At 63.1% G+C, this 18,519-nt stretch carries 29 protein-coding genes; 13 read left to right on the top strand and 16 right to left on the bottom strand.

The genetic code is table 11. The features are described 5' to 3' along the window. Positions 1 to 4: 4 nt before the first annotated feature. The 5 genes from ACLBWH_RS12310 to paoC all read right to left on the bottom strand — a co-directional run bounded on the left by ACLBWH_RS12310 (position 5) and on the right by paoC (position 5,477). Positions 5 to 1,618 (bottom strand): Na+/H+ antiporter, encoded by a 1,614-nt coding sequence (locus ACLBWH_RS12310; RefSeq protein WP_447799162.1) that lies wholly within the window; start codon positions 1,616 to 1,618, stop codon positions 5 to 7. Between the two features lie 90 nt (positions 1,619 to 1,708). Next, a complete protein-coding gene (locus tag ACLBWH_RS12305) occupies positions 1,709 to 2,464 on the bottom strand; it encodes an SDR family NAD(P)-dependent oxidoreductase (RefSeq protein WP_447799161.1) in 756 nt (251 codons plus the stop codon). A 40-nt stretch (positions 2,465 to 2,504) separates the two neighbouring features. Next, positions 2,505 to 2,744, bottom strand: coding sequence for a tautomerase family protein (locus ACLBWH_RS12300; RefSeq protein ID WP_447799159.1), 240 nt, complete (start codon positions 2,742 to 2,744; stop codon positions 2,505 to 2,507). A gap of 4 nt (positions 2,745 to 2,748) precedes the next feature. Next, positions 2,749 to 3,234: a (R)-mandelonitrile lyase gene (locus ACLBWH_RS12295; protein ID WP_447799158.1), complete on the bottom strand. Its 486-nt coding sequence runs from the start codon at positions 3,232 to 3,234 to the stop codon at positions 2,749 to 2,751. A 32-nt stretch (positions 3,235 to 3,266) separates the two neighbouring features. Further along, on the bottom strand, positions 3,267 to 5,477 hold the full coding sequence (gene paoC, locus ACLBWH_RS12290; protein WP_447799156.1) for an aldehyde oxidoreductase molybdenum-binding subunit PaoC: 2,211 nt from the start codon (positions 5,475 to 5,477) through the stop codon (positions 3,267 to 3,269). Between the two features lie 200 nt (positions 5,478 to 5,677). On the opposite strand from paoC, the gene ACLBWH_RS12285 reads away from it, so the two are divergent. After that, positions 5,678 to 6,562 carry a LysR family transcriptional regulator gene (locus ACLBWH_RS12285; protein ID WP_447799154.1) on the top strand — a complete coding sequence of 295 codons (885 nt, stop codon included), beginning with the start codon at positions 5,678 to 5,680 and terminating at the stop codon, positions 6,560 to 6,562. Positions 6,563 to 6,891: 329 nt separating this feature from the next. Here the strand turns inward: ACLBWH_RS12285 and ACLBWH_RS12280 are convergent, their stop codons facing one another. Both ACLBWH_RS12280 and ACLBWH_RS12275 read right to left on the bottom strand, forming a co-directional pair. Next, positions 6,892 to 7,551, bottom strand: coding sequence for a hypothetical protein (locus ACLBWH_RS12280; RefSeq protein ID WP_447799152.1), 660 nt, complete (start codon positions 7,549 to 7,551; stop codon positions 6,892 to 6,894). Beyond that, positions 7,551 to 8,324 carry a DNA-processing protein DprA gene (locus tag ACLBWH_RS12275; protein ID WP_447799151.1) on the bottom strand — a complete coding sequence of 258 codons (774 nt, stop codon included), beginning with the start codon at positions 8,322 to 8,324 and terminating at the stop codon, positions 7,551 to 7,553. The genes ACLBWH_RS12280 and ACLBWH_RS12275 overlap by 1 nt, the downstream gene beginning before the upstream one ends. 107 nt (positions 8,325 to 8,431) lie before the next feature. Between ACLBWH_RS12275 and ACLBWH_RS12270 the strand changes: the two genes are divergently transcribed. The 4 genes from ACLBWH_RS12270 (at position 8,432) to ACLBWH_RS12255 (ending at position 10,492) form a co-directional block, all read left to right on the top strand. Next, entirely contained in the window at positions 8,432 to 8,611 is a 180-nt protein-coding gene (locus tag ACLBWH_RS12270) for a hypothetical protein (protein ID WP_447799149.1), read from the top strand. A 123-nt stretch (positions 8,612 to 8,734) separates the two neighbouring features. Continuing rightward, positions 8,735 to 8,941: a hypothetical protein gene (locus tag ACLBWH_RS12265; RefSeq protein WP_447799147.1), complete on the top strand. Its 207-nt coding sequence runs from the start codon at positions 8,735 to 8,737 to the stop codon at positions 8,939 to 8,941. Between the two features lie 141 nt (positions 8,942 to 9,082). Then, positions 9,083 to 9,358, top strand: a complete 276-nt coding sequence (locus ACLBWH_RS12260; protein WP_447799145.1) for a hypothetical protein — start codon at positions 9,083 to 9,085, stop codon at positions 9,356 to 9,358. A 354-nt stretch (positions 9,359 to 9,712) separates the two neighbouring features. After that, complete coding sequence (locus tag ACLBWH_RS12255) at positions 9,713 to 10,492, top strand: helix-turn-helix domain-containing protein (RefSeq protein WP_447799144.1); 780 nt, start codon at positions 9,713 to 9,715, stop codon at positions 10,490 to 10,492. 71 nt (positions 10,493 to 10,563) lie between these two features. Here the strand turns inward: ACLBWH_RS12255 and ACLBWH_RS12250 are convergent, their stop codons facing one another. The 3 genes from ACLBWH_RS12250 to ACLBWH_RS12240 form a co-directional block, all read right to left on the bottom strand. Further along, positions 10,564 to 11,364, bottom strand: coding sequence for an antA/AntB antirepressor family protein (locus ACLBWH_RS12250; protein WP_447799142.1), 801 nt, complete (start codon positions 11,362 to 11,364; stop codon positions 10,564 to 10,566). Positions 11,365 to 11,955: 591 nt separating this feature from the next. Continuing rightward, the gene (locus ACLBWH_RS12245) at positions 11,956 to 12,210 is read right to left on the bottom strand and encodes a hypothetical protein (RefSeq protein ID WP_447799140.1); all 255 of its coding nucleotides are present in this window, start codon (positions 12,208 to 12,210) and stop codon (positions 11,956 to 11,958) included. Next, a complete protein-coding gene (locus ACLBWH_RS12240; RefSeq protein ID WP_447799138.1) occupies positions 12,207 to 12,380 on the bottom strand; it encodes a hypothetical protein in 174 nt (57 codons plus the stop codon). The genes ACLBWH_RS12245 and ACLBWH_RS12240 overlap by 4 nt, the downstream gene beginning before the upstream one ends. A 32-nt stretch (positions 12,381 to 12,412) precedes the next feature. Between ACLBWH_RS12240 and ACLBWH_RS12235 the strand changes: the two genes are divergently transcribed. The 6 genes from ACLBWH_RS12235 to ACLBWH_RS12210 all read left to right on the top strand — a co-directional run bounded on the left by ACLBWH_RS12235 (position 12,413) and on the right by ACLBWH_RS12210 (position 14,628). Then, positions 12,413 to 13,222 carry a phage major capsid protein gene (locus ACLBWH_RS12235; RefSeq protein ID WP_447799136.1) on the top strand — a complete coding sequence of 270 codons (810 nt, stop codon included), beginning with the start codon at positions 12,413 to 12,415 and terminating at the stop codon, positions 13,220 to 13,222. Positions 13,223 to 13,372: 150 nt separating this feature from the next. After that, the gene (locus ACLBWH_RS12230) at positions 13,373 to 13,594 is read left to right on the top strand and encodes a hypothetical protein (protein WP_447799134.1); all 222 of its coding nucleotides are present in this window, start codon (positions 13,373 to 13,375) and stop codon (positions 13,592 to 13,594) included. Next, positions 13,591 to 13,788, top strand: coding sequence for a hypothetical protein (locus ACLBWH_RS12225; protein ID WP_447799132.1), 198 nt, complete (start codon positions 13,591 to 13,593; stop codon positions 13,786 to 13,788). The genes ACLBWH_RS12230 and ACLBWH_RS12225 overlap by 4 nt, the downstream gene beginning before the upstream one ends. Then, complete coding sequence (locus ACLBWH_RS12220) at positions 13,785 to 14,003, top strand: hypothetical protein (RefSeq protein WP_447799131.1); 219 nt, start codon at positions 13,785 to 13,787, stop codon at positions 14,001 to 14,003. The genes ACLBWH_RS12225 and ACLBWH_RS12220 overlap by 4 nt, the downstream gene beginning before the upstream one ends. Further along, entirely contained in the window at positions 14,000 to 14,299 is a 300-nt protein-coding gene (locus tag ACLBWH_RS12215; RefSeq protein ID WP_447799130.1) for a hypothetical protein, read from the top strand. Before ACLBWH_RS12220 ends, ACLBWH_RS12215 begins: the two co-directional genes overlap by 4 nt. 80 nt (positions 14,300 to 14,379) lie before the next feature. Next, positions 14,380 to 14,628, top strand: a complete 249-nt coding sequence (locus ACLBWH_RS12210; protein WP_447799128.1) for a hypothetical protein — start codon at positions 14,380 to 14,382, stop codon at positions 14,626 to 14,628. Here ACLBWH_RS12210 and ACLBWH_RS12205 read toward each other — a convergent pair. After that, the gene (locus ACLBWH_RS12205; RefSeq protein ID WP_447799126.1) at positions 14,622 to 14,786 is read right to left on the bottom strand and encodes a hypothetical protein; all 165 of its coding nucleotides are present in this window, start codon (positions 14,784 to 14,786) and stop codon (positions 14,622 to 14,624) included. The genes ACLBWH_RS12210 and ACLBWH_RS12205 overlap by 7 nt on opposite strands. Positions 14,787 to 14,857: 71 nt before the next feature. Between ACLBWH_RS12205 and ACLBWH_RS12200 the strand changes: the two genes are divergently transcribed. Both ACLBWH_RS12200 and ACLBWH_RS12195 read left to right on the top strand, forming a co-directional pair. Then, positions 14,858 to 15,103, top strand: a complete 246-nt coding sequence (locus tag ACLBWH_RS12200; RefSeq protein WP_447799125.1) for a helix-turn-helix transcriptional regulator — start codon at positions 14,858 to 14,860, stop codon at positions 15,101 to 15,103. Then, a complete protein-coding gene (locus tag ACLBWH_RS12195; protein ID WP_447799123.1) occupies positions 15,100 to 15,381 on the top strand; it encodes a hypothetical protein in 282 nt (93 codons plus the stop codon). The genes ACLBWH_RS12200 and ACLBWH_RS12195 overlap by 4 nt, the downstream gene beginning before the upstream one ends. Before the next feature lie 17 nt (positions 15,382 to 15,398). On the opposite strand, the gene ACLBWH_RS12190 is transcribed toward ACLBWH_RS12195, so the two are convergent. From ACLBWH_RS12190 to ACLBWH_RS12170, 5 genes are all read right to left on the bottom strand, one after another. Beyond that, entirely contained in the window at positions 15,399 to 15,905 is a 507-nt protein-coding gene (locus tag ACLBWH_RS12190) for a Fic family protein (RefSeq protein WP_447799439.1), read from the bottom strand. 132 nt (positions 15,906 to 16,037) lie between these two features. Then, positions 16,038 to 16,235, bottom strand: a complete 198-nt coding sequence (locus tag ACLBWH_RS12185; RefSeq protein ID WP_447799121.1) for a hypothetical protein — start codon at positions 16,233 to 16,235, stop codon at positions 16,038 to 16,040. Positions 16,236 to 16,581: 346 nt separating this feature from the next. Then, a complete protein-coding gene (locus tag ACLBWH_RS12180) occupies positions 16,582 to 16,824 on the bottom strand; it encodes a hypothetical protein (RefSeq protein ID WP_447799120.1) in 243 nt (80 codons plus the stop codon). 75 nt (positions 16,825 to 16,899) lie between these two features. Continuing rightward, entirely contained in the window at positions 16,900 to 17,139 is a 240-nt protein-coding gene (locus ACLBWH_RS12175; RefSeq protein WP_447799118.1) for a hypothetical protein, read from the bottom strand. A 14-nt stretch (positions 17,140 to 17,153) separates the two neighbouring features. Further along, complete coding sequence (locus ACLBWH_RS12170) at positions 17,154 to 18,512, bottom strand: tyrosine-type recombinase/integrase (protein ID WP_447799116.1); 1,359 nt, start codon at positions 18,510 to 18,512, stop codon at positions 17,154 to 17,156. Between the last annotated feature and the right edge of the window lie 7 nt (positions 18,513 to 18,519).

Below are 18,519 nucleotides of genomic sequence, written 5' to 3'. Positions count from 1 at the left end.
ATGGTTAAGACGGAGCTAACGCGGCGCTGGGCGATTCGCCTTTCGCTGCCACGGCGGCGAGTTCCTCCAGGTCGAGGTCGTGTTCGAGGTCGTGGAGCGTCTCGTCGTCGATACGCCCGGCGCGGTGTAGGCGGACGAGCTCGGTGCGGCCGGCGGTGACCGCGGCGATGATGACGTCGAAATGGCTGGCGATCGCCACGTCGCGCTGCTCCGCCGTGCCGTCGAACGCATCCGCTGCGGTCGCGCGGGTGCGGTAACGCCGCAGCAATTGGGGGTGGATGACCGTGCCATCGGCCGCCACCGCCTCGCGTTCGACGACGACCAGCTGCGCGCGGAACAGCATCGTCTCGGCGGCATGAAGATCGAGCGATGGTCGCGTGCCGGCGTCTTCCGGCGGCTTCGCCCAGCGGATGATCCAGCCGAGCGAGGTGCCCTGCACCAGCACCGTGACCAGGATCACGGTGAAGGCGGTGACGAGCATCAGGTCCCGCGCCGGCATCGACTCGGGCAGCGAGAGCGCGACCGCCAGCGTCACCACGCCGCGCATCCCCGCCCAGCCCATCACCACCGCCGCGCGCGGCCCGAGCGGGTGCTGGCGCGTCCACCCGATACGGCGAACGGCCGCGACACCGGCATCGACACCGAAGATCCACAGGAAGCGCGCGGCGATCACCGCCGCGACGATGAGCAGCACGGGCTGCGCCATCGTATCCACCACCACGCCGAGCCCGCCGACGCGGTCCAGCAATCCCCGGAGCGACAGGCCGATCAGCAGAAAGACGGCGGCTTCGAGCAGGAAGACGAGTACCTGCCAGAAGGCGAACGCCCGGATGCGCACGCGCGCGCTGAAGACGACGTGCTGGAACCAGCCGCAGGTCAGGCCCGCGGTGACGACCGCGATGACGCCCGAGACGTGCAGCAGTTCGCCCGCGATATAGGCGCTCCAGCAGACCAGCACGGTCGCCGCGATCATCAGCGTATCGTCGCCGAGCCGGCGGAGCAGGGTCACCCACAATCCGCCGATCGCCGCGCCCACCGCGATGCCGCCCGCCACCAGCAGGAAGAAGGTCCCGGTCGCCGCACCCATATGGAAGCTGCCGGTCAGCACCGCCGCCACCGCAAAGCGGAACAGGACCAGCCCTGCGGCATCGTTCAACAGGCTTTCGCCTTCGAGCAGCGTGGTGAGCCGGCGCGGCAGCCTGACCCGCTGCAACACGGCGCGGGCGGATACGGCATCGGGCGGCGACAGGATCGCGCCCAATGCGACGCAGGCGGCCCACGGCAGCTCGGGCATCAGCAGCCTGGTCATGACCGCCACGACCGCGGTCGTGAAGAAGACCGCGCCGACCGCCAGCGACAGGATGCCCGCCATGTGCCGCCGGAACGGCGCGATGGCGGTGAACCACGCACCGTCCATCAGCAGAGGCGGGAGGAAAAGAACCAGAACCAGTTCCGGATCGATCGCGATGCCCTGCACGCCCGGAACGAAGGCCACCGCGCCCCCGCCGACGATCAGCGCGGCGGCGGGCGGCAGCGACAAGCGCCGAGCGAGATAGTGAAGCCCCACGACCACCAGGAACATGCCGATGATCAGCTCGAAGTTCGCCGCTGGATGCACGAAGCCGCCCTTTTCCCGCTCGTTATCGTGCTGTGCAGTTTGCCCCCAACGCCGTCAACGTGATCGCGGAGCGTATCGGGTCGCCGGCGATCAGAGCGACCAGCCGCCATCCACGGAGATCGCGGCACCGGTGACGAATCCGCCGAGATCGGCGCTCATCCAGAGCACGGCATCGGCGATCTCCTCCGGCTTGCCCAGGCGGCCGACCGGCTCGAGGTCGATGGCCTTCTGAATGTCGCCGTTGGTGAAGCGATCCATCATCGGCGTCTCGATATTGCCGGGAAGAATGGCGTTCACGCGGATATTCTGCTTCGCATAGTCGAGCGCGGCCGATTTCGTCAGGCCGATGATGGCGTGCTTGGAGGCCGCATAGGATGCACCGCCCGCCACGCCCCGGACACCCGCGCCCGACGAGGTATTGACGATCACGCCGCCGCCCTGACGGACCATCTGTGCCAGTTCGTGCTTCATGCAGACGAACGTGCCACGCAGGTTGATGTCGAGGATGCGGTCCCATTCGGCGAGGTCGATCTCGGCGACGGGCGCGGCCTTGTTCTCGACGCCGGCATTGTTGAAGGCGATGTCGAGCCGGCCGAAGGTCTCGACCACCCGTCCGATCGCCGCCTCGACCTGTTCCGGTCTGGACACGTCGCATGCCATCACCAGAACCTCTGCACCCGCGCTCCTGATGGCATCCGCGGTGTCGGTCAGCGCATCTTCGGTAAGATCGAGGATCGCGACACTGGCGCCCTCGGTGGCGAAGGCGACGGCCGTCGCGCGGCCGATACCGCTGGCTGCGCCGGTAACCAAGGCGACTTTGTCGGAAAAACGATGGATAGTAGACATAGGGATATCACTCAATTCTTGGTGGCTGGATCGCGGTCGATCAGTCGCTCGGCCGCATGCCGTATCCAGGCTGTTTGGTGAGACTTGGCCATTTGGCCAGGATGTCGGGCTCGTATACGCAGGGCGTCCATTCGGCGGGGGCGACCTCCTCGAAGGCGACCGACACGGCGTCCGCATCGTATTCCAGAACGTCCGTGACGCCGCGCGTGATCGCCTCGGTCAGGCGCTGCTTCTGGTCGTCGGATTTGCCAGGCCAGAGTTTCACGATAACGTGCGGCATGCGATCACTCCGTCCCCAGCGGCGCGAGATACTCGTCGTCCGTCACCTTCTCCATCCAGGTCACGGGCGATCCGTCGAGCGACTCCTGGATGGCGACATGGGTCATGCTCTCGTGCGGCGTCGCGCCATGCCAATGTTTGTGCTCGGCGGGGCACCACAGGATATCGCCCGCGGTGAATTCCAGCTTTGGACCACCCGCGATCTGCGTCCAGCCGATGCCTTCGGTCACGATCAGCGTCTGACCGGCGGGATGCGTGTGCCAGGCGGTCCGCGCGCCGGGTTCGAAGTGAACGATGGCGCCCGAAACGCGCGACGGTGCGTCGCGTTGGAATTGTCCGGTGATCGTCACCTTGCCGGTGAAATAATCCTCCGGTCCGTCGACGGTCTTCATCTCCGATTTGCGTGCGATGGCCATATCAGAAGATCCTCTTTGCGGTTGAGCGGGGTCGACCGGCACCAGCAGGGCGACGAAAGTGCCGATGTTCAGCATGAATGCCGTGTGTGGCGACATCGATGGTCCGATCACGTGAGCGCCGGCAGGCCGTCGAGATGCTTTTCGAGCGTGATGGGATAGTCGCGCACGCGCACGCCGGTGGCGTTGTAGATCGCGTTGGCGACCGCCGGCGCGACCCCGGTCAGGCCGAGCTCGCCCACGCCCTTGGCCTTCACCGGCGAGATCGTCGGATCGACCTCGTCGATGAAGAAGGCGTCGAGATGGGGGATGTCGGCATGGACCGGCACCTCATAGCCGGCGAGATCGTGGTTCACGAAGAAGCCGAAGCGCTGGTCGATCGCCATGTCTTCCATCAGCGCCGCGCCGACGCCCATCACCATCCCGCCGATCACCTGGCTGCGCGCGGTCTTCGCATTGAGGATCCGTCCCGCCGCGCAGATTGCGAGCATGCGCCGCACGCGGACCTCGCCGGTATAGGCATCGACCGCGACCTCGGCGAAATGCGCGCCGAAGGTCTGCTGCTGGAATTGATCCGCAAGCTTGGCGAATTCCATCAGGTCCTCGACCACCAGGTCACCGTCCCTGGCCGCGTCGGCGAGCGTCACCGACCGGTTGCCGCCACGGACCTGCCCGTCCGCGAAATCGACGTCGGCGGTGTTGAACCCCAGCCGCTGGGCGACCGCCTCGCGCAGCTTCATACAGGCCGCATAGACGCCTGCCGTCACCGAGGGTGCGCCCTGCTGCCCGCCCGAACCCGGCGTTTCCGGGAAGGTGGAATCGCCGAGCTTGACGACGATGCGGTCGGGCGCGACCCCCATCATCTCCGCCGCGGTCTGCTGGACGACGGTGTAGCTGCCGGTGCCGATATCGGTCATGTCGGTCTCGATCGTCACCACCCCGCGACGGTCGAGCCGGGCGCGGGCACCTGCCTTGGCGATCTTGCCGCCACGGATCGCGCCCGCCATCCCCATGCCGATCAGCCATTGTCCCTCGCGAACCGCGCCGGGCGTGCTCTGACGCTTGTCCCAGCCGAACCGATCGGCGCCCTCGCGCAGGCAGCGGACGAAGGCCCGCGTCGAGAAGGGCTTGTCCGGATTTTCGGGATCGACCTGGGTGTCGTTGACGACGCGAAGCGCGATGGGGTCCATCTTCAGCTTCTCCGCCAATTCGTCTATCGCGATTTCCAACGCCATCAGCCCCGGCGCTTCACCGGGCGCACGCATCGCATTCCCCTCGGCCAGGTCGAGCGTCGCCAGCCGCATCCGCGTCAGCCGGTTCGCGCCGGCATATAATGTCCGCGTCGAGGTGACGGTCGGCTCGGTCCGCCCACCGGCGAGGTTGCCCGACAGGCTGTCGTGGCCGATCGCCGTCAGACGCCCGTCATGTCCCGCTCCCAATTGCACACGCTGGATCGTCTTGGGCCGGTGGATCGTGGCGTTGAACATAAGCGGACGTTGCAGCGCGATCTTCACCGGGCGCTTCACCACGCGTGCGGCTATCGCCGCCAGCGCGAGGTCGACCTGCACGGTCCCCTTCCCGCCGAAGCCCCCGCCGATATAGGGCGAGATCAGATGGACGTTCTGCTTGGGGATGCCCAGGATCAGCCCAAGATCGCGTGTTCCCCAATTCATCTGCTGGATCGACGTCCAGCACGTGACGCGGTCGCCGTCCCATTTGGCGATCGACGCATGCGGCTCCATCATCGCATGCGCCTGATCGGGCACCGTATAGGTCTCGTCGACCTTGATCGGCGCCGCAGCGAACGCCTTGGCGAAGTCGCCGACCTGCTTCTCGTTGGGGCCGCCGAACTCGCCCTGCGGCGGGACCGGCGCGCTGCCGTTCTGGGCCGCCAGATCGAACCGCCCGGCGGTCCGCTGGTAGTCGACGTGCACCAGCGCTGCGGCGGCACGCGCCTGTTCGAACGTCTCGGCGACGACCACGGCGACGGGTTGGTGGTAATGATCGACATCCGGCGCCGCGAGCATCTTCTGGACGTAGAATTTGCCGACGCCGGGTTTGCCGGCATTAAGGTACGTGACGACCCCGACCACGCCGGGCGCGCGCTCGGCGTCGCGCGTATCGATCGTCGCGATCCGGCCCTTGGCGATCGCGGCGCCGAGGATGTAGCCATAGGCGAAGCCGGGTGCGACATCCTGCCATTCATAGGCATAGGTCGCCGTGCCGGTCGTCTTCAGATGCCCTTCGTAACGGTCCAACGGCTTGCCGAGAACCTTCATCCGATCGGTCGGATTTGCACCTGCGGGCGTGTCGAAGATCATGATTTTGCCTCCGCGAGCGGGATCTTGCATGCGTCGTCGTCATCCGGCCGCGTCCTGATGGCCATCGGCGATCCTCCGCATGCTTTATGAACGCCGGTCAGGATCAATAACGCGTCAGGGCAGAGCAGGTTACTGCCACACGAGTTGATGCGATGATGAATCCGGTTCAGCATGCCGCGATGCCCGTCACCCGCACGAATTTGACCGACCTCGCCTATTTCCTGGCGATCGCGCGGCACCTGAACTTCCGCCGCGCCGGGCTGGAGCTCGGCGTGTCCGCCTCCGCGGTCAGCCACGCGCTGAAAAGCTTCGAGGAACGCGCGGGCGTGCGGCTGATCAACCGGACGAACCGCTCCGTGACGTTGACCTCGGCGGGCAAGGCGCTGGAGGCATCCGTCGCCGGATCGTTTGCCGACATCGGATCGGCGCTCGAAGCTCTCGACCGGCTTCGTGCCAGTCCGGGCGGCAAGATCCGCATCAACGCGGTGGTCGATGCGGTGACGTTGGTGCTCGGCCCCGTGCTCGCCGAACTGTCGCGTCGCCACCCCGATATCGAGGTCGATCTCGTCTCCAGCAACCGTATCGTCGATGTCGTCGGCGAGGGATTCGATGCGGGCGTACGCTATGGCGGCACCGTTCCCGAAGATATGATCGCGCAGCGGCTCTCCGCCGACCTTCGATGGGTCGTCGCGGCATCCCCCGCTTATCTGGAAGCGCATGGCACACCGGTCCATCCGGATGATTTGAAGCAGCACCGATGCCTGGGGGTCCGGCTCGGCGACGACAGCATTTACCGATGGGAATTCGAGGGACCCGACGGTGACTTCGATATGCCCATCACAAGCGCGATGACCGCCGACGACAGCCGATCGACGCTGGCGATGGCGCTGAACGGTGCAGGCCTGACGTTCGGTCTCGAGGCGCTATTTGCCAGGCATGTCGCTGACGGCAGCCTTCGCCTTGTGCTCACCGACTGGGCGACGACGGGACCGGGCTTCTACCTTTATTATTCCGGACGACGGCAGGTGCCCGCAGCGCTGCGCGCACTGCTGACCATAGCGGGCGAACTCAAGCCGCTCGGCTGACGCATGCCTGCGTTATGCGCTACCCGTGTGGATTTTCGTCGCGGCGTTCGCCGTTCGGAACGGTCTCGACAGCGCTTGGTGCGCGAATGGCGCCGCGTTTCCGGGGGGTCTGCAGGGAGAGCCCGTCAGCAGACCGGTTGGCGGAGCGGGAGGCCGACACACCAAGCCCTTAAAGTGGCTGAAAAGCGTGTGTTTTTTGCGGCCTTCTTCTAACATTCCATGGAAGATACCATGGATTTTAGAAGTGCCTGTGTTCGGATGCGGGACGTGCCAGACAGGGTACCCATTTCCTTATTCGAGAACGGGTACACACGGTCGTGGCGTGCGCCTTACCAGTCGAAGTCAGCGACCGCTTCAAGATCTCGCGGCGGGATGGAGAACATGCCGTTTTCGGGATGCTCCCATACGGTCTGAGCTGCGGCTATGGCATGTTCGACCGTATGCCCGAAGTGGCGAAGTGCTCGCGCGCAGGCGATCAGGTGCCCGCCCGTCGTTACCACATCATCCACAAGGACGATCGTCGACGGCGGATAGGGATGCAGCACCCGCAACTTTCCAAACAGCGTATCAGCGTCACGCTCCCCGCCGGCTTGAGCTTTCTGCATCGCCTCGTCCCAATGAAGCGCGTCTAAAGCGAAATGCCCTGCCGAATAGCTCGCGATCGTGTCTATAAGCTTGCGACCCTTCAGATCGCTGCCCAGGGCGATGCAGGAAGAGGACGGGACGGCGACAAGCGGGCCGGCTGGCAAATTGAGATCGGCGATAACCTTCGCCGCCCAGGTTCCAAATAGAGTGAATGCCGGTTCGGGTTTCTCGGTTGTCGCCCGATGCCAGATGCCGTCCACCCCCTTCAAGGTGACGTACCCGTTGATCGGGTTGCCCTTCAGCGTTTGAGCGAACATGTGGGCGTCGTGGTCAACTCCACGCCATCCGGCACCGCTGTTCGCATAGCTTGGATAGCCGCCGTGAACATGCAGGTGCAGCGCCATCAGGCGTATATCGTCTCAAGAAGCTGGGCGGTGCTTTCGAGGACCATCGTCTTAGGCTTCCCGACAAACTTGGCGGGCCATGATAGGTCTGTATCGTCGACCACGCTCCGGGCAATGACCAGCCATCGCCCAAGCCTTTGGCACTCCGCGGCCTGATGCAGCGTCCCGGAACTATCCGACGCCTCAATCACAACGCTCGCGTCGGAAAGCGCGGCCATAGTACGATTTCGCGCTGGAAAATTGGAGGGATAGACCCGCTCGTTCGCGGCAAATTGCGAGATAAGCAGGTGATCCCGATAGATCATTTCCTGCAAGACCTTGTTCTTCGCAGGATATGCTTGATCAATCGGCGTGCCAATGACGGCGATAACTCGGCCGCCCGCCTCGATCGCACCAGTGAGCGCTTCAGTGTCGATCCCCTCGGCGAGCCCTGACACCACCACGACGCCGGACTGCGCAAGCTGGCGGCCCAACTGGCGGGCGCGGCGGCGCCCCATATCACTGGCTTTGCGAGCGCCAATCACGGCGATGCACCGGCCGTTGAGCAGGTTGCAGTCGCCGGCAATGAACACACGCCCCCCGGGACCATCGCTCTTCGTCACACTGCCGAGCATATCGAGCTGCTTGCGCTCTAGGGCGTCACGTCCGCCAAGTGCCAGCAAACTGGCGAACGGAACGGCTTGTACAACGGCGGGCGGGGTATAGCGCGCACCGCGGGCGCCTTCAGGCGATCCGCGACGACGGCTATGGTCTGGCACTGGCAACACCTGCATGTACGACCCCGGATTACGAGCTGACCTTACCTACTCGGCTCCGACAAGCAAATAGCTGTTCCGCCATTGCGGCACAGTCGTAGGCGCAACCTTCAGGCACTTGGCTGGTGCAGCAGAAGGATCGCGGAGGCCTGATCGGTCAGCTCGCGGCCGGCGCCGCCGCAGATCGGCGGTTTCCGAAGAGCGGCGACGTTGGCGTGATCCGCGCCCACCTCTCCGCTATGCAGGCAGAGGGCGATATGTTTGCGGCGCTCGATGACGCCGAGCTAGACTATCTTTGCATATGAGGACGAGCGGTGCGGGGGCGTCCCACTCATGCACATGCCGCTTGATCCTCCTTGAGGACATGCGGCTATGCGATCGGTAGAAGACGTTGAATCGCGCCGTCAGGGCCACAGACAGGAGGGATGATGTTCCAGATTATCGGCGTGCAGCGTAACGAGCAGCAGCGGCTCGTTGCCACTCCTAAGACAGCCCGGGAAGCGCTTACCCACTACCGCGCGGCACAAAACTTGTTCACCACCGTCATGATACACATGCCGGACGGCACGGCGATTGATGGCTTCGAGCTGAGCAGACTGGCTAAGGCGGAGGCAGACGAAACCTTCAAGGACTGATGCCGACTCACCGTCCTCGCACGCGGAGGAACCGCGCTCGTCCGATGGACGGGCCGCATAGGTGCTGCTGCCACTGGTTCCCTTCGACGGCAACCGTAAAATCAGACGCGGTATCCTAATCGTCCGATATTGGAGAACACCATGAATGATGATGATTTGACCAAGCTGAAAGCGCGGGTACGAGCGCTTGAGGTTGCGACCGTCACAGATTTGTTCATCCGGGCATTCGATCGCGGTGAGACAGACACTCAAAAGGTTGCCGCTCGCCGCGGCGAGGTTTGGCAGGCGCTCGGCGAAGCTGCGGCATCCGGCGATAACAGCGACCCCGAGCTTTCTGCTGCACTTCATAACCTCGCCGGATTGGCAGCCACGCTAGGCGAAATCATGAAGGATGGGCCTGCCGAAGGTCAGCCGTAACTAGGTTTCGGAAACGACAGCGCCGGATACCGGCATCCCCGAGTGAATCGGGGTTTGAGGAACCGGAGGTAGCGGAACTGGCGCAGCTTGTGCCGCACCGCCCGGTCCCGATTGGCAATCAGGTGGGCGGCGCGCGGCGACTTCGCCCGCTGCCCGCCGGCCTCCAGAAGCGGGTTGCCGTGGACAGCCGCCTGCAAACTATGCACGCGTCTTACGCTCACGCCGCTCAACACTCAGGCTTCTTCGTTAAAGGCACTTCTACTATCGCGTAGTTTCATCGTTTCGCACCAAAGATCTTGTGGACCGCTCGCTTCCGTGATGCTCCTCAAGAGCAAGGCCTGCCGGAGCGACTCGATGAAAAGTGATCCGCCTGCATGGACTGAACGTGACGCGATGTACGCAGAAGGCTTGAGTGATCGGCAGATTGCAGCACGACTTGGTCTAGATCGCGCTACCATTCGCCATTGGCGACGAACCAAGAATTTGCCCCCAAACTTCGTCCCGGCAGCGCTGGCTCCTCCAGAGCGCCGCGAGAGATACGATGCTGGGATGAACGACACTCGTATGGCTCTGTTAGAAGGGATCACAAAGGCATCAATTGTCGATTGGCGTGAAAGGAACAAACTCAAAGCCAATCATGACTTTTATAATAGGCCGGCAGACGAAGATAAGCGCAGGCGTCGTCTACTTTTCTATTCGCTAGGCTGGGACGACGTGATGATGGCCCGACAAGAGAACTGCAAGGTTCAGAGCATCTTTTCTTGGCGCAAACGTCTTGGATTGACTGCCAATCGTAAGCCTGGTCGCGGCCCCGAGACGGTGGGCACTCCAATCAACGATATTATGTCTCGCATCCGCCGGGCTGTTGGTCGGGGCTTGCCCAGAGATTTGGCTGATGACGCTGTCGCGAATATGTTTGCCGCCCTTCTCGACGGGACGTTGCCGATCGCCGATATTGAAAAAACGGCTCGCAAATTCGGCAACAAAGTTTTGGACAGCTACGCCAGTAAGTTTGGGCCAAGATCCCTGGACGAGGATATCTCCGATGACGGTGACGGCTTCCGCATGATTGATATGCTGAAAGATGACAACTCATCGAGTTGGCTTGAAGAGATGGGTGCCACCGTATGGTAGAAACGAATACCTGGAGACCGCAAAAGGGGCATCCGATTCGGACGCCCCCTCGATGGACAGATAAGTGACCGCTAAACGCCAATAGGTGCCAGCTCGTGATCGGCTGTCAGGTATTTGATAATTGTACTGGACCATCGGAGTTGACGAACCGGCGTACCGCTGGCGTGCTTTTTACCAGTGTCCTGCATCACCGCGCCTTCCCTTATTCCTGCCTCGGTAGGTTCATAATATTTATGACCTTTCGAATCAGTGAAACACTGTTGAAGCCCGCTGCGACACAGCAAAAGGTTCACAGACTGGGCAGACCCTAGTTCCGCCCTAGCACCAATCTCCGTCGGTGTTAGTAACACTGTATTCTGCGGCGCCGGCAGATGTGAGACGCCGAGCAGCCCGAGCGTGTCGATCCCGGTCAAAGCGACGGTAGCTCGGTTGGCAGCGATCAGGGCCTGATTGCCGTCTAGGCCGGCCATCTTCGCCCACCGCACGTTCTGCTGCATGGTCAGACGATATTCGCGGCTGACATCGGCATGGGCGACATGAGCGGTCGGAGCAGTGGATGTTTTTGCTCGCTTCTCGCATTCAATGAAGTAGCGGCGAGCCTGCTTGCCCTTGTCGTTGCGCTCGACCATCGACAGCTCCTTCGCCATGTCGACGCTGATGGCGTAATCCTTGGCCGGCCGCCCTTTTTTGGAATCCACCAAATAAGTCACGAAGTCCGACGCTTCGATGAAGCCGTACTGGCGGACGCGGTCGCCAATCCAGTTCGCGAACGCATCCCCGTTTTCCAGGAAGGCGTGCAAACGCCGCGCATCGACAGTCTCGACCAAGGAGCCGCCGATGTCGCGCGTCTCCAAGACGAGGTCGGTCGTCATATGCGTTGAAAGTGCCCCGCCGTTAGGGGTATGGCTATGGTCGGGCATGTAACAGATGCTCCATTCACGGTGAACGGGCGGCAGTTTTAAGCCAGCCGCCGCCCATACGCTGGGAAAGAACGGTCGGAAGGGCCTCGCCCTAGGAAGCAAACCCTTCCGACCGTCCACGTGGCTGGAGATCCCTGCCGCGATTCCCGCAGCCCAAAAGGTGCGGTGGAAACTGATGCAGCACGCGGTCCATGAGACCGAGATATTGCCGCTGTTCGTATTGTCGCCGAGTCGAGGCGTACGAGCAAGCTTCTCGAACGCGATGCGAGACGAATGGTGAACGAAACGCCCAACTTCGATGGTGGATAACGGTGGCGGTTGCCCTGCCCGCCCTATCGTAAGCTCTCATCAGAGAAGGCGGCGGAGTGGATCGTGGCTCCGCGGATTGCATAGATGGTGCCGCAAACGCGGAGGGATCGCATGCGTCCGGGCGCACGAAGCTGACCTGAGAACGCCGCTAGTTTTGCGATTGAGGCAGGTGAGCCTTCGATCAACATCGTCGAGGATGTAGAGAACGCGTTCCACCGAGGTCAGCAGCGCCGGTCAGGAAATCGCCCGGACGGTCGCTACCATCATTTTCCGATCGGTGGCGCTCCGCTCCAGGGTGAGGATCTCGACTTCCTCGCCGCCGAGCTTGCCGGTGGCCGGCAAGCGCTCGATCGTTACCTCTCCGCGATAGGCGACTTCGATCAGGTCGGAACCGTTGCGGGTGCGGATGCCGACCGCGCCCTTGTAGAACGGGAAGTCTGCTTCGGCAGTGCCGCCGTTGTCGACGACGCCTGTGATCTGATCTGTCATTGCTGTGCCACCTTTACGATGAGGTCGACGAGATGCTTCACGTCGTTCTCATCGGCTTCCCGGCGGCACATGGAGAAGGTGTGAGCGAGACTGCTTTTGCTCGCGGGGATACGCGGGGTTGAGTTCGTCTGTTCACGCGAACGGGTCGCGCGCTGTGCTTCGGTGGCCATCAGCCAACCTCCCTCATCTGAGTCAGAACAGATTGGGGTGGGCGAAGTCGATCACCTGCGGCGACAACGGCGGCTACATGCAGCCGATGCACGCCAAGGCGAAGAGCCAGGACGGGCACAATCCGCACCTCGTCACGATGGACGAGCTGCACGCCCACGCCGATCGCGGCCTATTCGACGTGATGAACTCGGCTTTCGGCGCCCGTCGGAACCCTCTGATGTGGATCATCACGACGGCGGGCTTCAACCTGCATGGCGTCTGTTACGAACAGCGGACCCTCGCGACCAAGGTGCTCGAACGTTCGGTCATCGCCGAGCATATCTTCGCGATCATCTTCACGATCGACCGGGCCGAGGATTACGGCGACGACCGAAAGACCGGCGACGACCCCTACGACGCGTCGAAGTGGATTAAGGCGAACCCGCTGATCGAAGCGTCCCGGCCGCTACGTGACGAGGTCGCCAAGCGCGCGATCGAGGCGCAGGCCAGCCCGGCCGCCGAGGGTGCGATCGTGCTGCACGAGACCGACTGGACGGACATCGAGCTGACCAAGGACAGCAACGGCCGCTACATCTTCGCCAATCCGACCGGCGTCGCCGGCCCGGTTCTCTGGGGCAAGCGCGTCCTGTCGACCGTCTCGATGGCGCAGGGCACCTTCCTCGTCGGCGCGTTCCGTGTGGCGGCTACGCTGTACGATCGCCTGTCGCCGGAGGTGCTGATCTCGTCGGAAAACGCCGACGATTTCGAGAAGAACCTGCTGACCATGCGCTGCGAAGAGCGGCTCGGCCTCGCCGTGAAGCGCCCGGCAGCGCTGATCAAGGGTCCGTTCGCCAACGCGTAACCTCTGCCGGGCTGGCGATGCGCCAGCCCGGTTCTTCGAAGCCGCGGTGAGCCACGGTTTCGGAGAACCTCTGGAGACCCAGCATGAAGACTTTCTACGTGCAGGAGCCGCACCTCGACGGCACCAAGCTGTACAACCCCGGCGACAAGCGTGAAAGCGCTGGACGTGGTCGAGCGCTCGAACGGTCTCACCGCCGACGAGGTCGCAGGCCGCCTGGGCTTGTCGATCCTCTCCATCCGTCCGCGCCTCACCGAACTCGCCCGCCTCGGCAGGGTCCGCGACAGCGGCTCTCGCCGCCGCAACGTCAGCGGCAAGCAGGCGATCGTGTGGGCTCCCGTCAACCCGGCCCGCCTGAAAGGACAGAACCGTTGAACGACGACGAAGAATTTCGTGCCGGGTATGCGGATGGCCGCGATCCTGACAGCCCCGCGCCGAGCGCGAACCGCTCCCATGCCTATCGGCACTCGTTCGCAGTTGGCCGCGCCGAGCGTGCCAACGCTCCGATCCCCGCCGCGCGGTCGCGCTATGCCGCCGCGGCGGCGGTCCAGAAGGATGCCTCTCGATGAGCCAGATCGACGTGCTCCCGTTCAAGGGAGCCTTCCTAATCCACAAGAGCACCGCCCCGCGCGCGCGCCACGACAGCTTCACCGCTGCCGAGACGGAGGCGTGCCGCCTGCTCGCTGCCGATCCGTCGGCCACGTTCATCATCAGTCGGGAGGAAGCGCGCGTGCAGCTGCGGCGCAGCGCGTCCGGCGTACCCATAACCCGGAGGCACCCATGATTTCGAACCCCGCATCAGACGAGCTCAACCAGATATCGAATGCCGCCAGCAACGTCATCGCCGATGCCATCATTGAGGAAGCAGCACAGGCGCAAGCCGAGATCCTTGACGCCGGGGGCGTGTTCTTCGCTGTCGTGTGCGGAGCGATAACGGGCGCGCTGAAAGTACTCAACGCCGCTGCCGAGGCCGGCACCGTCCACGATGCAGACAGCAAGGTCGACGCCTTGCTTCGTCAAGCAGCGGACACCTGGGGGCAGATCAATGGTGAGCGCCCGGCGGGAGGCACTGTGCAATGATCCCGCCGCCAGACCAAGGAAGCGCGGTGCCGAGCGGCGTTTATACGATAACGCCTGCTCAGGTTTCGAGGCTGCGTAAGGTGCTGACAATCGCCGCGCGCCAAAGTGATGAGGCTGCAGCGCTTCTCGCTATGCTGCCTGAGCCGCCTGATCCAGATTTGCCGCTCGCTCGGCAGATCGTGATCGATACGCTCGATCCCGAGAGCCACCGGCGCTGCGACTGCCGGGATAAGATTGCCGCCGGCGAATGGGACCGCGGCCAGAAGGTTCGCATCGCCCTGGCTGCCTTCGCCAAATTTCGTACCTTAGTTGCGGGAGATGCTCAATGAAGAACCACGGCCAGACGCCAAGTGCCATGGCACTTCACCTGGGCTACGCTGTCGAGCAGCTGTTTCAGGTCACGCAAGTCGCTGAGGAAGATCGCCGGGCTGACTTTAGCGGAAAGTGGAAACGCGCCGCAGAGAGGCTTGGAATACAGCAGCGTCACCGGTCTCGCCGACCCAGCCTGATCTATTACGCGATCCGATGGGTCCGGACCCTTCCAAAACGGAGGATGCGATGACAGATCGCCGCGAGAACTTCGCCGCCTTGGCAGCCTTGCCTGCTGCCACCGCCGAAAATGACCGGCTCATTCCCTTCGCGCGCGTCGAAGAAATTGCTGGGCTGAAGCGGACACGCATCTACGCCATGATCCGCGCGGGCTCCTTCCCCGCCCCATATAAGCCCGGCGGCGCCGGTTCACGGTGGAGTGAAGCTGAGGTGCGAGCTTGGCTCGAAAAGGTGAAGGAGGCCCGAGCAGCATGACTGAGGCAGTTTTCCATCCTGATGGCCCCGCCGCCGATCGCGTCGAAATCACCAACGGGCCGCAAATCGGCCCAGCCAAGCTGACCGGCCAGTTCGGCACGACGCTAGATTACACGAACGCAGGCCGCATGCTGTTCTGCGTCGACGTGGTCGATGTCGAAGGCGGAAGGCTCACGCTCTATCATGATCCCAGCTATGAGGTGGCGATCGTCGAGGCTGAGGAAGCCGCCCGCGATTGGGGAGTGATAGTCAATGACCTAGTCGCGCCAATAGCGTGACCATCGGCGCAGGGCGCCTAAACGGCGGGCTCGCCTGGCTCTTCCGCCCCGACAAACGGCTCAAGCTGCTCATTGAGCAGCTGCTGCAGAAGTGCATGCAATGCCGTCAAATCGACCGGCCCCACGGCAAGGCTCGCATCGGCCGCCTGAAGCGCAGCAACGTAGGCCCTGCGCTCGCGCCGCAATAAGTCGGGTAGTAACGTCTCCCCGGGCAACCATCCGCCCATGCTAAGGCAGATCACATAATAGGCCGCGACCCTAGCCGTGCGCCCATTGCCGTTTATAAATGGATGGATCCAGTTCAGCCGCCAGAGAACATACGCGGCCAAAAACACCGGATCGTGCTTGTCCCACCACCGGTTCAGATCATCGATCACGATCGACATTAGCGCCGGCACCCTGTGGTGCGCTGGCGGAGTGTAATCTCCGACGTAAACCTGACAGGGCCTTATTTCACCCGCATGCGCATGGAGACAGGAGATGGCGTGATAATTTAGCGCTTTCACAACCTCGAGGCCAATCATCGGCCTGTCAAGCTGGAGCGATGCCTGTACCAGCGAGCGGAGGAAGTCGTACTGCCTAGCGAGGTTGGCAACAGCCAATTCCTCGTAGACGGGATGATCCTCGCGCTCGCCGACTAGTTCGAAAACGTACACTCAGGCGTACTGGCGGGTGCCTTCGTGCTGCTCCAACGCTTTTTCGATCTCATCACGGCTCATCGTGCTCTCGTGAGGCATGTTGCCGTGGATAAAAGAAACGCGCTGCTTGCGCAGCTGGTCACCCGTCATCACCGTGGTCGCCGCTTTACGAAGGCGAGCGAGCAAAGCCGCGTCGGTCCTAATTTCGTGTGGCATGGTGGTCTCCGTGGCGGGGTGTCTGATCCGTTCCTGCTTCGTCGCTGGTCCGTATCAGAGGCTGTACATGTTCCAGGTAAACGAAAGTTGCAACGGGTTGCTCCATCGTTCGTCGCATACGGCTTGTGCGTTCGCGTGCGTGGTTGTTCGGTACCGTTCGCATTTTCCGCAGGTTAGTGGGTGGTTGATGCCCGAACCCACAATGCGTTGAGCGCAAAATTTTTTCGCTTCGTTCCCCGCTTTGTGGGAAATGATTTCCTATCCGTCGCATTCGGGGCCAACCCGCTGTTGGCGTCAGGCGGCCTTCAAACGCGATTCGTCATTCGAAGGCGCCGTCAGCGCAACGTTATCCCTCGCCAAATTTCTTGGCGTCTTTTAGCTCGACGCTGTCACCGCCGAGCGCATTGCTGCCTTCGGATCGAATCATGATTTGAATGCGGGGCTGATCTGGAAACCGTTCAACCGTCGCTTCAAGGCCGACGAGCATGCTGAAACCCTCGACCTCTATCCCCAGATCGTCGATGCGCTTAGCGACGGCGCGGGCCTCGTCCTCGGTCAGGTCCAGTGTGGTAATTACACGACGGGTCATACGTAATTCCTCTAGGTAGTGCCTGTTAATGTCGTCTAGCCGATAGGCCTCGACACGCGGCGGGAGACGTAAGGTTCAGCGACGGTGCATAGCGATCCCGGTGGGCATATCCGGGCCGCCCAACGCATCACTGCCCTCCGAGCGATAGCCCATCCCAAAATGGGCTGCGCCAGAGTTCATTTCGATCCCCGACTTAATGCCAGGTCCGATAAGCGCGCCGTTCGCCGTTTTGTAGGGAAGATCCAATAAACGATCGGCTATTGCCAACGCCTCTTCCTGCGTAACATCGAGTAAGATCTGCACTCGTTTATCCACGCGATTGCCTCCTATCATTTCCGGACGGGGCCGGGGCCGGTGGCAGCAAACCTTATAGGCTTTCCGAGATGATCGATAGGGGATGCAAGACCCTCAGCGATCAGATCCGCCCATTCGCAAGCCAGCTCGCGCCGCCGCCCCATGTAGGCGGCGCGGTTGTAAGCGCCCTCGACCTTGTTGCCCGGCACGTGCGCCAGCATCAGGTCGATCACCGCCCTATCACCGTCCCGCCGCTCTTCGGCCGGGCGGTCGTTCATGTAGGTCGAGAAGGCGGCGCGGAAGCCGTGCGGCACGTGGCGCTGGTAATAGCCGGCGCGGATCAGCAGCGCGCGCAGCGTGTTCTCGCTGATCGGCTTGTGGACGTGCCGCTCGCTCGGGAAGAGGTACGGTAGGCCGCCGGACAGCCGGTAGGTTGCGTGAAGCACCTCGACCGCTTGCGGCGACAGCGGCACGACGTGCTCGCCATATTCCTCCGCCTTGCGATCCTCGTCGCCCTTCATGCGCTCGGCAGGGATGCGCCACACCGCCGCCGGCGCCGGCTCGTCGGGCTTCGTCCAATCGATCCCCTCGAACTCGGGCCAACTGGCGAACCGCAGTTCACCCGGTCGGACGGCGGTCAGCGCGAGGAAGCGCAGGCCGAACTTCGTCCCCGCCCGGCAGCGCTGCGCGTCGCAGTCGGCCAGCATCTTGCGGATGATCTTCATCCGTTCGGCTTGATCGCGGATGCCGTCGACGATGGACGGTTGTTTCTTCGACCGCGGCTTGTCCTTCAGCGCCTTGCCGAGGCTCGCCGCCGGGTCCGCGTCGCAGATACCAGACGCGATACCATAGACGAAGATGGCACTGGCACGCTGGCGCAGCCGGTGCGCCGTCTCGATCGCGCCGCGGCGCTCGACGGCCTGCAACACCTCAAGCAGCTTGGGCGCACCGATCGCGGTGATCGGCAGGTCGCCGATCGCCGGAAACAGGTCGTTCGTCAGGCTGTCGATCACGTCCTTGGCGTGCACCGGCGACCAGCCGCCTTTCCGCAGATCGTACCAGCGACGGCCGACGATCTCGAAAGTGTTGGCGTCGGTCTGCGCGCGCGCCTTTGCGGCGACCTTCTTCTCGACGGCGGGATCACGGCCGGCGGACAGGAGCTTCTTGGCCTCGTCGCGCTTGGCGCGCGCCTCGACCAGCGACGTGCTTGGATAGGCGCCGAGGGTAAGCGTCTTCTGAGCCGGCTTGCCGTTGGCGTTGGTCCCGTAAGAATAATTCATGCGCCAATGACGGCCGCCGGCCGTCGTGACGTAGAGATAGAGCTGGCCAGAATCGCCAAGCTTGTACGCCGCCGCCTTGGGCTTCGCGGCCTTGATCTTCGCGTCAGTCAGCACGCGCAGC

This window comes from Sphingomonas sp. M6A6_1c (genome assembly GCF_053345135.1).
This window is presented reverse-complemented; position numbering and strand designations above follow the sequence as displayed.